This is a genomic window from Candidatus Schekmanbacteria bacterium (genome assembly GCA_016219965.1).
In the GTDB taxonomy this organism is placed as follows: Bacteria; Schekmanbacteria; GWA2-38-11; order GWA2-38-11; family J061; genus JACRJM01.
Map to the genome: position 1 here is coordinate 419,799 of JACRJM010000004.1, position 13,015 is coordinate 432,813.

The window sequence follows — 13,015 nt, forward strand, 5'->3', positions numbered from 1 at the left end:
TTTGCGGTGAAGGATAACACCAAGATACATGTTCTACATACGATAAGTGTAAGCAACCTTACCGGGGCTGCTCAGCCGGTACTTGTCCTTGCTAAGGCTCTGTCCCTTAGGAATGAGATAAGACTCTCTGTTGCTTCGCCAGTATCGCATGGGAATATCTTTATGCGTTTTAATGATGAAGGTCTCAAAGTTATTCAGGAAATAGACCTGTCGCCAAGAGGCGTTTTTCCTATTTCGCTTTTGCAGGCAATAAAACTCTCCAGGATTATCGATGCCGAGAAAATCGATATAGTACATTGCCATCTTTCCCATGACCACTGGGTAAGCTTTATTGCGTCTGCCATCTCGAAAAGGAAACCCCGGATTGTGAGAACGATTCATAACACAAGGCTTACAGCTAAGCGCTTTGACTATCGCCTGCTCTATGGGAAAATGGCAAAAAAAATAATCTGCATATCAGAAAAACATAGAAATGCCGTCATCGGGAATTTCAATATTGAGCCGGGGAATGTTGGTGTAATCCGTTCTTCAGTAGAGCTTAACAGGTTCAATCCTGAAAAAAATGCGGAAGAAATAGAAAACTTCAGAAACAAATTTTTAATCTCAGAAGACGACAGAATAATAGGGTTTGTGGCAAGATTTAAAAAAGGGCGCGGGCACACTGAAATCGTGGAAGCATTCAGGAAAATAAAAGAGTCAGTACCCGATTCAAAGCTTATGCTGGTAGGGAAGGGAGAATTGCTTCAGGAAATAAAAAGTCTTGTAAAAAGAACTTTGATGGGACGTTCTGTGATATTTACCGGTTATCTGAAAGAAGAGCTTCCCTCTGCATACAAGGTGATGTCAGCAGCCGTAGTGCTTGCCGAAGGAAACGACGGAAGCATGAGGACTGTGCTTGAGGCAATGGCTTGCGGTACACCTGTCATTGCATTGAATACAGGCGCAGCCAGTGAGATAATAGAAAACGGTGTGAGCGGATATGTGGCAGATGACATTGGGCAAATGGAAAATCGCATTGCGGAAGTCCTCAAAGCTCAATCGCTTAGCAGACAAATGGGAGAAAAAGCCCGTATAAGGGCTATGAAATTATTTTCACCCGGGCGTGAAGCCGACGAGCATATTGAGCTTTACAAAAAGCTGATTTAAGAAACAGCCCTTCCCATTGCTATGAACATATCGCTGGTAGTGACTCCGGGATGTCCTTTTTCTTCTGCGACTTTCTCGGCGAATCTGATTAAGCCCTGAAGCCTGTTATCATCTACGTTTTTATTCAGGTTAAGAGCAGACATTGAATGAAGCGCATGCTTGCACCAGAGGGATTTGGTCATAGCCTCTACCTTTTCAACGCACTCGTTAAGCTCTTTTTCAATAGCCTGCTCCTCGCATTCAGCGCCGAATATCGGGTCGCATTCAAGGCATGCGGCATAATGGAACATGTGCTCTCCCTCGACTTTAGGAGGTGTTCCGCCGGGATTCTTATAATCGGTGTTCTTCGCCAATTCTCCGAAAGCAAGGTCATAGAGCACGGTTGTTATGCCGTGAAGCTTGTCTTCTTTAAGAAGCTTCTTTTTAAGCGTATCGTGCTTTACCATTGTCTTTACCTTTTCCGGATTCTTTGCCAGCTCTTCTGCAAGCTTCTGCACTTTTATGACAGATGAAAGGGGGACTGTGCCGTCTGCCATGGAAGAACTGATATTGAAGCGGGCATGGCAGCACCATGGCATTCCTTCTGATTCTGCAATTTTGAAACGATTGACACCCGATACTGCTTCAAGGCTCTTGCATGTTTCCCGCAGTTTTTTATTACAGCTCTGGCACATATGAATGTACTTTAAAGCCCTTTCAGGTATCCACCCGGTTGCCTGCTTCTTTTCGAAAGTGGCGAGGCTCTCCTTGTCGAACTGTCTCTCTCCTATCTGCTCTCTGTATTTGCCGAGGCATGTGGAAGAGCAGAAATACTTTTCGTTTAACTCCATTGCTTCATGGATTGGGATATCCTTGCTGCATGTAACGCATTTAGCTTCCATTTGAATTCCTCCAAATAATGATTATTAACTGATGATGAGAAATGAGATAATCAACGCAATCCTGTACGTCAAGATAGAAAATGTTAATATTGTGTAGATTAAGTAAAAATCATTTTATCTTTGCGGGTTCCAGAGTCTCTTTTCTTTTTTCTTTTTTATAAGTGAGAGCATCTTGGGCATGAATCCGCCGGATAAACTTGCTAATTTCTTTTCAAGCCATTCAACATCTCTTTTTTTCACTGTGAATCTCGTAATCTCATTTTTTTCGAGGAGTCCTTTCCTATCAAGGCTGAATGTAAGCTTGAATCCTGCGTCCAGAGATGCCTTGTACCCGAACGGAGAATATATCCCCCATGGCCAGGCGAGATATTCCATATCCTTAGACGTAATCTCCCTGATAGCATTCCTTGAGAGAGAGAGGTCATCCAATGCTCTTTTATATGCATCTTCATCTGTTTCGAACTTTCCTTCCTCAAAATTCTCTGATTCCAGCAGGAACTCCATCTTTGAATCAAGCATTTTTTCAGTTTGTTTCCATTCTTTTTCATAAAAATATTTATTTGGCAAAGTAGCGGTATATCTGACAATCTCGTCGGATAATCTTATGTCAGGTATATACCGTGGAGATGCAAGGGATGGGGAGAGGCGATAAAGAGGTGTGCCCAGTTTTATCTTTCCTTCGCATGCATAATGAATACTCCAGTGATGGTATTTATCAGGGTTGTAAAAAGAATGTATCTTGTCTGAACCAAAGTGCATCACATGATTGTGGGAGTGAGATTGAAAGTCCACAAGACCTGAGCTCTGCATCTCCAATATGTTTTCCGGCGACAGAAACCCGCTTTTCTTCTCACTGTATAGCAAATATCGGATATGCGATTCTCGTGCCGTAACTGACTCGTTTTCACCTGTTCTTATCCTTGAAGTTATGACAAATACAGTCGCTTTAATGTCGTATTTTTTTAAGATCGGAAATACACTGCTGTATAGATCAAAATAGCCGTCATCTAAAGTTATCATTATGCTTTTGGAAGGGAGATTCGAATCCAGAAGTCCATGGTAGAGTTCATCTGCGGATAAAAAATGATATCCGCCTTTTGATAGGAAGTACATTTGGTCAGCAAATGCGTCAGGAGTGATAACATCCTTATGGCGTACTGAGTGATAAGTCAGTATCGGTATCATAGCGTATGCCGGCGTTTTACCTTTACCCTTTTTAGTTTGTCTTTCTTCCGGACCGTATCTTCATATATAGGTATCAGACTTTTTATATGCTTTTCCATAGTAAATTCTTTTGCCCGCTGAGCAGCGGTGTTAGACAACTCAGCTCTTTTCTCTCTGTTAAAAAGCAATGACATTGCTGAACTGATTTCTCCTGTGTCGCGGGCACAGTTTACAATAAAACCTTCGCGGCCGCTTTCTATAATCTCAGAGAATCCGTTTATCTTTGTAGTGATTACAGGAAGTCCGGATGCCATTGCCTCAAGGCAGACATTGGAAAAAGGATCGTAATAAGTGGGGTGTACAAGTGCATCTGCTGCTGAATATATATCTTCAATCCCATATTTTATCCTTCCTGTGAAAAGGAAGGAATCTCTGCATCCCATGTTACAAAGCAACTTCTCGTAATGATTTGCTCTTCCTCCTCCTGAAACAATAACAAATGCTTTCTTTCTTTTTTCTTCGGGGAGGTGCGAGAAGGACTCTATGAGTTCCTTTAGCCCCTTCAGTTTGAAATTTTCGGCAATAAACAGAAAGCAGAGACTGTCTTCTGGAATTCTGTTATTTCTGCGGAATGACATTCTCGCCTCTTCTTTTTTCTCCTGATTCAGAGTTGAGATCATTACAGGGTTATATATCTTTTTAATATCACATCCCGGGACTTCATATTTAACCATAAGAAGGGACTTTACTCTGCGGGATATGGCGATTATTTTACTGAAATTCTTTTCCCTGAATATTTTCTTCTCTATTCTGCGTACAGCAATGTGAAACGGGGAAAGCCAGTCTAATTTACTGCCGGTTGGTTTATGCTGTAAAAAATCGTCATGTAAACCTCCTCCAAGCCTGTATATGTCGGCGGGCATTGTTTTTCCGGCAGACTGGACAATGTCAAAGTTGATATCTTCAATCATAGACGCGCTGTTTCTAAGAAAGGAAAGGAGAAATGTGGTTCTCGTAGCATTGATTGTTTCCACAGTGTGGCATGTGATTCCCAGAGGAGGGGATTCCTCGAATCGTGAGGCAAAGATATGTATGTCCATTCCTAATGTTAAAAGGCCTTTTGTTAAATTATAAAGATATCTTTCACTGCCGCCTATTCTTGAATATTTTGGTTGGACAAATGCAATTTTCATAAAATTTCGTAGTATAGATTTTCTACTGCACTTACCATTTGCTCTTGGCCGAAGCTACCGCATGATAGCTCCAATCCATTTTTAACAAGCTCTTTTCTGAGATTCTCATCTGTCATGAGCTTTTTTATTGCAAAAGATATGGCTGAAGGATTGCTGGGCTCAACAAGTATGCCGTTTACATTGTGAGATATTATTTCCCTTACCGGTGTAATGTCTGAAGCTATTACAGGTATTCCGGAGAGAATGGCCTCCTTTAAAGCAGAGGGAGAGCCTTCCCCTTCGAAAGAGGGAAATACGAAAATGTCCATCTGCGGCAGGAATTGCTCTATATCATCCCTGAATCCCGTGAATATGACATGTCTTCCTATCCCGAGTGATGATGCATGGCTTTTTAAATCATCTTCAAGCTCACCGTTGCCAACAAGAAATAGAAATGTATCAGGATGGACATTTATTACTTCAGGCATGGCATCGATTAAGAATATGTGCCCCTTGTGAGCTGAGAAATGACTGGTGCTTCCAATTATGAATGAAGAATCAGGTATTCCGAACTCACTGCGAAGGGACGCTCCGGAACGACCCGGCTGGAACCTGTTCTTGTCTATTCCTCCTGGGATTACTCTGATTTTTTCTCCATTTATTCCGGAGTTCATAAGGACTTTTTTCACTGATTCGGAGACAGCTATTATCATCTCGGGGCACCTGCTATATTTGAGCCTTGAAAAAAATCTGCTTTTCAACGGGAAATCTACCCTCCTTGTATGGACATGCTTTATGCCGCATCCGGCAATCCTTGCAAGAAAAGAAATGCCCAGAGCCCTCGGGTTGTGGGAGTGGATTATGTCGGCTGAATAAAATCCTGCAATTTTGGAAATCTTGAGGGCAGCAGGGAAATCCATGTCAGAGCGCATTAAAATTGTTTTAAATTTAACGCCTCTTTTTTCTGATTCTTTTTCAGTTCCGCTTCCCGGCTGACAAAGGATTAGAGAGGAATGGCCTTTCCTCTCAAGCTTATCTGCGAGAAGAATAGTCTGGAGCTCACCTCCGCGAAGTTCCATCTCCGCGTTTATGTGAAGTATTTTTAGCAATCCCAAGCTCCCATAGTTTTGCATACTTTAAAAAGACATAGAAAAAAGTCGTCAAAGCAATCATGATGCCTCTTATGCCGTCAAGAAAGCCGCACTTCAGAAAATATTTTTTCAAAAATGCCAGCTTGGGCCTTAACAGAAGGTCGGACAACTTACAGCACTTGCCTGATTTGAAATATTCACGGGCAGTTATGCTTGTAAAGAAATCGATTGTCGCAAAATGACGAGAAAGATCAGGATATGAATAATGGAGGATAGGGGATTCAAGCCTGCCCGATTTTCCTTTTAGCATGATGCTGTCATGAGGATTTACGCCGCTCCATATTCCTTTGTCTTTTCTGAAAAGCCTTATCTTGTAATCAGGGCTCCAGCCGCTGTGCCTTATTCTTTTGCCGAGATAGTAATTCTCGCGATTTATATGATAACCGTCAAATGAATCAGGCGAAGAAAGTACTTTTTTAATCTCTGCACGTAATGAGTCGCTGATTATTTCATCTGCATCAACTGCAAGGACCCATTCTCCTGCGGCGCAGGAAAGGGAGATGTTTTTCTGCTCTATGTGGCCTTCGAATTTATGAAGATAGATCCTGTCTGTGAATCTGCGGCATATTTCAACGGTAAGGTCTGTGCTATATGAGTCAACTACTACTATTTCATCTGCCCATTTGACGCTTTCAAGGCATCTTTCTATATTCTTTTCCTCGTTAAATGTAATGATAGTAACACTGAGTTTTGGAGAAAGCGGAATCACTTGTCAGGGTTTGTAAAAATGGTTAGTCAATCTTCTTTGCTTCTTCGGGAAGCATAATGGGAATATCATCTCTTATCTCGTACATAAGCTTACATTTGTCGCATATAAGTCCGTCTCCGGTTTTATTGAGGTATATATCCCCCTTACACTGAGGACAGGCTAAAATGTCGAGCAATTCTTTATCTATTGCCATGCAATACCTCCAGTTAAAAAAATTAAATTAGAATTTATAAATTCCTCATGGTGTTCAATATGTCTGTTGATGAATGGTTCTTTTCATCTCCTACTATGGCGATCCTTCCGCCGTATTGTTTCACGGTTTCCCTTTCAGGGACCGTATCAACCGTGTAGTCTGTCCCCTTTGCATGAACATCGGGCTTCAGTGAAAGAAGGACGCAAACTACGTTGGTCTCCTCGAAACATGTGACATAGTCAACGCACTCAAATGCAGCTATTATCTCCATTCTCTCGGAAAGTGTAGTCGTCGGACGCCCTTCACCTTTTAAAGCCCGCGATGAAGAGTCGCTGTTTAATGCAACGATAAGCACATCCCCTTCATGTTTTGCCCCTTCAAGGTATCTCACATGACCTACATGAAGGATATCAAAACATCCATTGGCAAGGACGATCGTCTTTCTTTCATTCTTCGAGCCCTTATTGTCTTTACGAATCGATGCGACAATCTGCTCCAGCTCTGAAAGTGTTTTTATTTTTTCTTTAGACATCGAATTACCGGCCTTCTGTCTGTGTCGTCAACTGCCTCAATAAGTTCGTCTGCTGATACAGTGGCAGTCCCTCTCTTCATTACAACTATCCCGCCTGCAAGGTCTGCGAGAAGCATCGCTTCCTCAAAAGATGCATTACATGCAAGGGCAAGGGTAAATGTGCTTATAACCGTATCTCCAGCTCCTGTGACATCAGCTATCTCATCTGTGCCGTAAACGGGTATGTCGAAGACGCTTCCGTCTTTTTTGAAGAGCGACATCCCCTTTCTTCCCCTTGTGATAAGCAGGGAATCGGCATCTGTTTTTTCCATAAGCTTGGCCCCGCTTTCGAGAAGGGACTTTGTGTCATCTCCGATCTCCGTCCCGGAAGCTTCAGATGCCTCGGATTCATTTGGTGTGAGCGCTGTCACATTGGTGAATTTATGGAGGCTGAAACGGGAATCTACAGTCACTATTATTTTCTTCTTTGCCGCGGCGGAGTTTATGAATTCCCTCACTCCATCTGTGATTGTCCCGAGTCCGTAATCTGACACAAGGAGGGCGTCAATGTTGGGGATAATCATTTCTAATGAACGGATAAGTTTCTTTTCAACACCTGGATTTATATCCTTTTCAGTCTCATAATCGATCCTGATGACCTGCTGTTTTGTAGTATGATGACTGCCGGCAAGTATCCGCGCTTTCCTTGTAGTCATCCTTGATAGGTCTTCAATCATTCCGTCAGTATTTATCTCATTTGACTCAAGGAGTTTTAAAAGCCTTTTACCGGGGGTGTCTTTCCCGATCACGCCGAATGGGATGGCCCTGCTTCCGAGGGCATGAAGATTGAAACAGGCATTGCCGCATCCTCCGGGAAACACATCCCTCTGGTCAAATTTGAGGATCAATACAGGCGCTTCTCTTGAAACACGGCTTGTGTTGCCGTAGATATATTCATCTGCGATAAAATCGCCTACTGCCGCGATTTTCTTTTTGCTGAATCCTGATAATATCTGTTTAAGTCTGCTTGTTGGTATCATATTATTTTATTCCGTTAATTATCCATTCAACTGCATCAAGGAGATCGTCGGCTATGAAATCGGCGCTTATTTTCTTGCTGCCGTTCAACTCTATTTCCCCTTCGCCATATCCTGTTTTGACTATTATTGCCTTTGCATTTACCACTCTTGCAAGGGATACGTCAGACCCCTTATCACCTATTACGAAACAGCGAGACAAGTCAAGGTTGAAATCCTTTTTAGCTTTTGTGAGCATTCCAGGCAGAGGTTTCCTGCAGGAACACTTTTTCCTGAAAGGAGGTTTGCCTGCCGTAGGATGATGGGGGCAGTAATATATCCCGTCAAGGTATGCCCCTTCAACGGCGAGAAGAAGATTGAGTCTTTCAAGCGTCTTTTTCAGTGTAGGTTCATCGAAATACCCGCGTGCAATCCCTGCCTGGTTTGTTGCAAGTATTGCCTTTATCCCGTTTTTATTGAGCAGCCTGATAGCCCTTGCGCTTCGCGGCAGAAGGGTGAGCCTGTTGGGGTCATTGATATATCCTCCCTCGACTGTAAGTGTCCCGTCACGGTCAATGAACACCGCGATATTATTGGTCTTTGTCTTCATTTTCTCCCTTTAATGCTTTCTGACATTTTATTTATCATTGTATCGCATGCTTCCATCACGTCTTCCACAGTTATTGACTCGATGCACTCAGGTCTTCCCGAAGAAGCTGGCTTGCATTCCTCAAAAAATCTTTGCCTGCATGGCCTGCAAGGATATTCCCTTTTTACCTGTATGTAAAGCTCGGCAGATGTATACGGCTTTGTCTTTTCAGGATTTCCAGGTCCGAATATTATAACAACCGGGGTATTAAGTGAAGCGGCAATGTGCATCGGCCCGCTGTCATTGCCTATGAAAAGGCCTGCCTTTTTTATCAGGGCCGAAGACTGGCAAATGTTGAATTTTCCGGTCGTGTCTATTACGGGACTCTTTATCCCTGATGCAATGTCATATGCGGTGCGGCTGTCTTCGGGTGCACCGATTATAAGGACCGATGCACCGTATTTATCTATTAGATTGTTGCATAGAGTTGAATACCTCTCAGAGTGCCATGAGCGCTGAAACGTGGATGTTCCCGGATGAAGTATTATTACCAGCTTTCCGTTAAGACCGTTCGAGCTGAAAAAATCATCGGCAAACTTTATATCATTGTCGCTAAGCGTTAAGCTTACGGTCTTGTCCTCAACAGGTATTCCAAGGCTTTGAGTGAGATTTATAAAATAATCCACCTCATGGAGGCTTTTTATTTTGTCGCTTGCTGAGACAGTCTCGTTCAGGAGGAATCCTCGTCCGTCGGTGTCATATCCTGCGCGCACCGGTATTCCCATTAGTTTAAGCTCGAGGGCAGATTCAAATGAGTTTGTAAAAAGGATCCCATAGTCATATTTCCTTTTTCTTTCCGCAAAAACAGTTTTCCATTTTTTAAGCTTCTTCCCATTTTCTACAGGATGTGGAATCTGGACAAAGTCATCTGCAAAGCCGCTTGAACCAAGAAGAAGTGTTATGGTGCTTTTTGCACCTATTGTTATTTTTGCATTTTTAAAATGCCTGCGGATTGCGCGAAGGGAAGGGAGCGTCATCACCGCGTCGCCGACCCAGTTAGATTCCCTGATGTAGATGTTTTTTATTTTGTTTTTATCAATCATCTTAATCACTTTTAGCAGGCTTTGTTTTCCAGCGCCTGTGTACCCAGAACCACTGCTCAGGATATTTCCTTATCATGTTTTCAAGGCTCTTTGTAATGGTTTGTGTAATATAAAATATCGCTTCTTCTTTTTCCATTCCCCGTGGAGCGGTGACTTCTTTTTCAAAGATGATTCTATAGCTGTTTATTCCTTCTCTCACTATGTAAGCCGGTATAACGGCGCCGCCGGTTCTTAAGCCTATGAGTGCAGGGGCAAAAGTCGTGCAAGCTTTCATGCCGAAAAAATCAACGAATATCCCTTCACGCTTTTTCACGTTCTGGTCATGGAGAGTGCCCACTACGTCATTTGTTGCAAGGGCTTTCATTATTGGCATGAGGGCCTTTTTCTTGGCAATAAGCCTGTTGCCTGTAAATGTCCTGAAATAAGACAAGACCTTGTCAGCAACCTTGCTGTCAAGGGGGCGGACTACGACATGGGCGGGACGCCCATGATATAATGACCATGCATGAGGCAGCAGCTCCCAGCTTCCGAAATGCCCTGTACAGACAAGAATTCCTTTCCCGCGCTTTTCAGCCTCATGGATATTTTCCAGTCCCTCAAAATGAATATACTCTCTGAAATTATCTTTTGTTATGCGCGGCATCCTGCATAGGTCAAGGAACATGAGAGTGAGGTTTTTAAAACATGCTTTTGCAATCTCATCTGCTTTTTCATCTGACATTGAGTCCGGGAAGCAAGCTTTAATATTTTTAATCGCTATTTTCCGGTGCCTTGATGCAAGTAAATAGGTGATACGGGAAATGAATGGGAAAAGACAATACGTCAACCTGTAAGGAAGCAATCCAATTGTCCTTATTACCAATATGCCAAAATTTAAAAGTATTTTGTTTAACATATAGAGAAAAACCCAGAGATTATTAAAAGGCTTTTATATTTCAGGAAGGGAAGTTAATCAATTGTTAATTATTGTTAATTAAAGAGCAGTGGTTGAGAAAGTTGCCGCAAAGGCTAGTGTCTCACCAGATAAAAAACAGTTTTGTTATATAATAATTTCACTTTTGGATTGACAGTGTTAAAAAGAGGCAATAAAGTTAATTAAAGATAAAGTAATTTAAAACTTCACTTCAATATTTAAAAACATGATTAAAAAAATATTACTTGTTGTTTTAGTCTGTTCAATCTCCTCCCTTTGTTATGCCGGCAATATTGAATTAGGCTCGAAGACAGATTTAAAGGACAGTGTAGCAGTATATAGTACGGCATATTATGATGATAGTCTTCTTTCAGATTTTCTTTACCCCTCGTCAGATCATTCATGGGTTTCAGAATCGGGCTTTTATAAAGATTATTTGATTGCATGGGAAGGAGAAATGATTGAATCTCCTTGGCCTGAGAATGTAAAACTTACAATTTACAAGCTTAATGATGGACAGAAGGCAGAGAAAATCTATGAATCATCGGATTACGGCGAGCCTGATTATATGAGTGTATATGGAGACTATCTATTTCTTTTATATAACTATTCTCCATTCAATATGAGGATATTTAATCTTTCCTCTCTTCCTGCGCTTACTGAAATTAATAGCTGGGATAGTTCATTAATTAAAGTTACGGATGACTATAATGATATACATGCTACCTCTGCAATTGGTGGGAAATATTTCTATAAATCAGATGGAGAAAAAATAAATGTCTATGACATAAGCGATCCTGCTGAACCGGTTGAAGTTGCTAGCAAGACAGTTGATGATGCGATGGCTAGTATCACAGTTTTTAGGCTAATCGGAGACAGAATGTATGTGTTGTGGGTGAAGAAGGTTGAAAATTATCCGTATGTTCTTTCAGTTTTTAAAATTAACAATGGAACTCATATAAATTTTCTTGGGGAATATGATTTTGACGACTCACTATACCTTGTTGATCTACAAATTAAAAATGGTTATGCCTATCTAGCCGGCACAAAGAACATTCATAGTCCTGTGTTAGTTGCCCTCGATGTATCTGATCCATCTAAAATTAAAAAGATTAATGAATTTACTGATTTTCCTGACAATACTAACGGTTACAGTAACTCAATTGATTTTCTAAGTGACAATGTTGCTTTAATGGTTCAATCAAATGAATATTTTAGTACTGGTTATTATACTTCAAATGCAACCATGCTTTATTTTCTGGATATTTCCTCAACAGCAGATATTAAAGTTTTAGGTGTCTCATGGGGAAGCCCTCGCATTACAAATATATATAAAGATTATATTTTGAATACAGGTCTTCATGTAGAATGTTATGGTTCACCTTTTCAAGCTTACTGTACTGTCGAATCACTTTCTGGACTTTCTAAAGTCAATTTAGATCTTGGGGAGCCTGCTCAGGTTGAGCTGCTTGGATTTAAAACTTCAGCCAACAAAAAGTCTGTAAAAATAAAATGGGATACTTTGCGCGAAGATAAAGTAACAAACTTTCTGGTTGTTAAAAAATCTTTTAAAACTAATGGCAGCTCTACAAATAAAAATCAATCATCTACGGGAAAGACACTTCTAAGCAAGAAGATAAAACCAGCCGGAAGTATTACACATGGCTCAACCTATGAATTTACAGACAAGAAGGTTAAGAAGAATAATCACTATCAATACGAACTATATTACGTAGACGAAAATAACCAACAACATATCCTGAGAACGACTGAAGTAAAAACAGGCAAATGAGAACCGGAACCAAATTGATTCAGCAACCATTCTGGTAGGAAGTTGATGAAAATATAATATAAGAATTGAAAAAGACAGAATTATTTTTTATTATGTAAATTATAAACAAAACTCCAGGAGGGTTTGAACATTATGAAGCAGTTAAAGATTATTGTAGAAAAACATCCTGACGGTTACATTGCTTATCCTTTAGGAATGAAGGGTGTTATCGTTGGAGAAGGTGATACTTACGATGAAGCGCTTAATGACATAAAATCTGCAATCCGTTTTCATATCGAAAGTTTTGGCGCAGATGTCCTTGATGTAGACCCACCGGTCCTTGAAGCTTTTATAGCTGAGACAGGCATTCCTATCAGATGACAAAGTTTCCTATAGATGCTCCCAAAAGGCAGGTAGTTAAAGCTTTGGAGGCATTAGGTTTCATTATTGTTCGTGAAAAAGAACATATTTCTATGATACGCCAGAATTCAGATGGAACTAAGACCCCCTTAACAATGCCTAATCATCCAAAGATAAAATCTTCTACGCTAAGAACAATCTGCAATCAAGCCGCGATTTCAAGAGAAGATTTTCTAAATGCTTTTAACAAGAAGTAGCTTTAATAGTATGGTCAGTATTTCCGGCAGTGCCAAGAACCATTGTTAATTCTAAATAAACATTATCTTTAGCAGACCG

15 protein-coding genes are annotated in these 13,015 nt (G+C 41.1%); 4 read left to right on the forward strand and 11 right to left on the reverse strand.

Going from position 1 to position 13,015, the window contains the following annotated elements; genetic code table 11:
• Positions 1-6: 6 nt before the first annotated feature.
• Positions 7-1,146 (forward strand): glycosyltransferase family 4 protein, encoded by a 1,140-nt coding sequence (locus HZA77_07245; protein ID MBI5375214.1) that lies wholly within the window; start codon positions 7-9, stop codon positions 1,144-1,146.
• On the opposite strand, the gene HZA77_07250 is transcribed toward HZA77_07245, so the two are convergent.
• From HZA77_07250 to HZA77_07300, 11 genes are all read right to left on the reverse strand, one after another.
• The gene (locus HZA77_07250) at positions 1,143-2,027 is read right to left on the reverse strand and encodes a hypothetical protein (protein ID MBI5375215.1); all 885 of its coding nucleotides are present in this window, start codon (positions 2,025-2,027) and stop codon (positions 1,143-1,145) included. The genes HZA77_07245 and HZA77_07250 overlap by 4 nt on opposite strands.
• Before the next feature lie 114 nt (positions 2,028-2,141).
• Positions 2,142-3,212, reverse strand: coding sequence for a polysaccharide deacetylase family protein (locus HZA77_07255; protein MBI5375216.1), 1,071 nt, complete (start codon positions 3,210-3,212; stop codon positions 2,142-2,144).
• The gene (locus tag HZA77_07260; GenBank protein MBI5375217.1) at positions 3,209-4,384 is read right to left on the reverse strand and encodes a glycosyltransferase family 4 protein; all 1,176 of its coding nucleotides are present in this window, start codon (positions 4,382-4,384) and stop codon (positions 3,209-3,211) included. Before HZA77_07260 ends, HZA77_07255 begins: the two co-directional genes overlap by 4 nt.
• A complete protein-coding gene (locus HZA77_07265; protein MBI5375218.1) occupies positions 4,381-5,472 on the reverse strand; it encodes a glycosyltransferase family 4 protein in 1,092 nt (363 codons plus the stop codon). Before HZA77_07265 ends, HZA77_07260 begins: the two co-directional genes overlap by 4 nt.
• Complete coding sequence (locus HZA77_07270) at positions 5,423-6,223, reverse strand: glycosyltransferase family 2 protein (GenBank protein ID MBI5375219.1); 801 nt, start codon at positions 6,221-6,223, stop codon at positions 5,423-5,425. The genes HZA77_07265 and HZA77_07270 overlap by 50 nt, the downstream gene beginning before the upstream one ends.
• Positions 6,224-6,245: 22 nt before the next feature.
• Positions 6,246-6,416, reverse strand: coding sequence for a Trm112 family protein (locus HZA77_07275; GenBank protein ID MBI5375220.1), 171 nt, complete (start codon positions 6,414-6,416; stop codon positions 6,246-6,248).
• Positions 6,417-6,450: 34 nt separating this feature from the next.
• Positions 6,451-6,948 carry an adenylyltransferase/cytidyltransferase family protein gene (locus tag HZA77_07280; GenBank protein ID MBI5375221.1) on the reverse strand — a complete coding sequence of 166 codons (498 nt, stop codon included), beginning with the start codon at positions 6,946-6,948 and terminating at the stop codon, positions 6,451-6,453.
• Entirely contained in the window at positions 6,930-7,967 is a 1,038-nt protein-coding gene (locus HZA77_07285) for a hypothetical protein (protein ID MBI5375222.1), read from the reverse strand. The genes HZA77_07280 and HZA77_07285 overlap by 19 nt, the downstream gene beginning before the upstream one ends.
• Before the next feature lies 1 nt (position 7,968).
• Positions 7,969-8,553 (reverse strand): HAD family hydrolase, encoded by a 585-nt coding sequence (locus HZA77_07290; protein ID MBI5375223.1) that lies wholly within the window; start codon positions 8,551-8,553, stop codon positions 7,969-7,971.
• Positions 8,550-9,635: a glycosyltransferase family 9 protein gene (locus tag HZA77_07295; protein ID MBI5375224.1), complete on the reverse strand. Its 1,086-nt coding sequence runs from the start codon at positions 9,633-9,635 to the stop codon at positions 8,550-8,552. Before HZA77_07295 ends, HZA77_07290 begins: the two co-directional genes overlap by 4 nt.
• Position 9,636: 1 nt before the next feature.
• Positions 9,637-10,530: a lysophospholipid acyltransferase family protein gene (locus tag HZA77_07300; GenBank protein ID MBI5375225.1), complete on the reverse strand. Its 894-nt coding sequence runs from the start codon at positions 10,528-10,530 to the stop codon at positions 9,637-9,639.
• A gap of 244 nt (positions 10,531-10,774) precedes the next feature.
• Here HZA77_07300 and HZA77_07305 point away from each other — a divergent pair, with 244 nt between their 5' ends.
• From HZA77_07305 to HZA77_07315, 3 genes are all read left to right on the forward strand, one after another.
• Entirely contained in the window at positions 10,775-12,340 is a 1,566-nt protein-coding gene (locus HZA77_07305; GenBank protein MBI5375226.1) for a hypothetical protein, read from the forward strand.
• Between the two features lie 132 nt (positions 12,341-12,472).
• Positions 12,473-12,700 (forward strand): type II toxin-antitoxin system HicB family antitoxin, encoded by a 228-nt coding sequence (locus tag HZA77_07310; protein MBI5375227.1) that lies wholly within the window; start codon positions 12,473-12,475, stop codon positions 12,698-12,700.
• Complete coding sequence (locus tag HZA77_07315; protein MBI5375228.1) at positions 12,697-12,936, forward strand: type II toxin-antitoxin system HicA family toxin; 240 nt, start codon at positions 12,697-12,699, stop codon at positions 12,934-12,936. The genes HZA77_07310 and HZA77_07315 overlap by 4 nt, the downstream gene beginning before the upstream one ends.
• The last annotated feature ends 79 nt before the right edge of the window (positions 12,937-13,015 follow it).

Coding starts and splice junctions, on each gene's coding strand:
- HZA77_07250 (MBI5375215.1), bottom strand. CDS start 2,027: ATGGAAGCTAAATGCGTTACATGCAGCAAGGATATCCCAATCCATGAA.
- HZA77_07255 (MBI5375216.1), bottom strand. CDS start 3,212: ATGATACCGATACTGACTTATCACTCAGTACGCCATAAGGATGTTATC.
- HZA77_07260 (MBI5375217.1), bottom strand. CDS start 4,384: ATGAAAATTGCATTTGTCCAACCAAAATATTCAAGAATAGGCGGCAGT.
- HZA77_07275 (MBI5375220.1), bottom strand. CDS start 6,416: ATGGCAATAGATAAAGAATTGCTCGACATTTTAGCCTGTCCTCAGTGT.
- HZA77_07280 (MBI5375221.1), bottom strand. CDS start 6,948: ATGTCTAAAGAAAAAATAAAAACACTTTCAGAGCTGGAGCAGATTGTC.
- HZA77_07285 (MBI5375222.1), bottom strand. CDS start 7,967: ATGATACCAACAAGCAGACTTAAACAGATATTATCAGGATTCAGCAAA.
- HZA77_07290 (MBI5375223.1), bottom strand. CDS start 8,553: ATGAAGACAAAGACCAATAATATCGCGGTGTTCATTGACCGTGACGGG.
- HZA77_07295 (MBI5375224.1), bottom strand. CDS start 9,635: ATGATTGATAAAAACAAAATAAAAAACATCTACATCAGGGAATCTAAC.
- HZA77_07300 (MBI5375225.1), bottom strand. CDS start 10,530: ATGTTAAACAAAATACTTTTAAATTTTGGCATATTGGTAATAAGGACA.
- HZA77_07305 (MBI5375226.1), top strand. CDS start 10,775: ATGATTAAAAAAATATTACTTGTTGTTTTAGTCTGTTCAATCTCCTCC.
- HZA77_07310 (MBI5375227.1), top strand. CDS start 12,473: ATGAAGCAGTTAAAGATTATTGTAGAAAAACATCCTGACGGTTACATT.
- HZA77_07315 (MBI5375228.1), top strand. CDS start 12,697: ATGACAAAGTTTCCTATAGATGCTCCCAAAAGGCAGGTAGTTAAAGCT.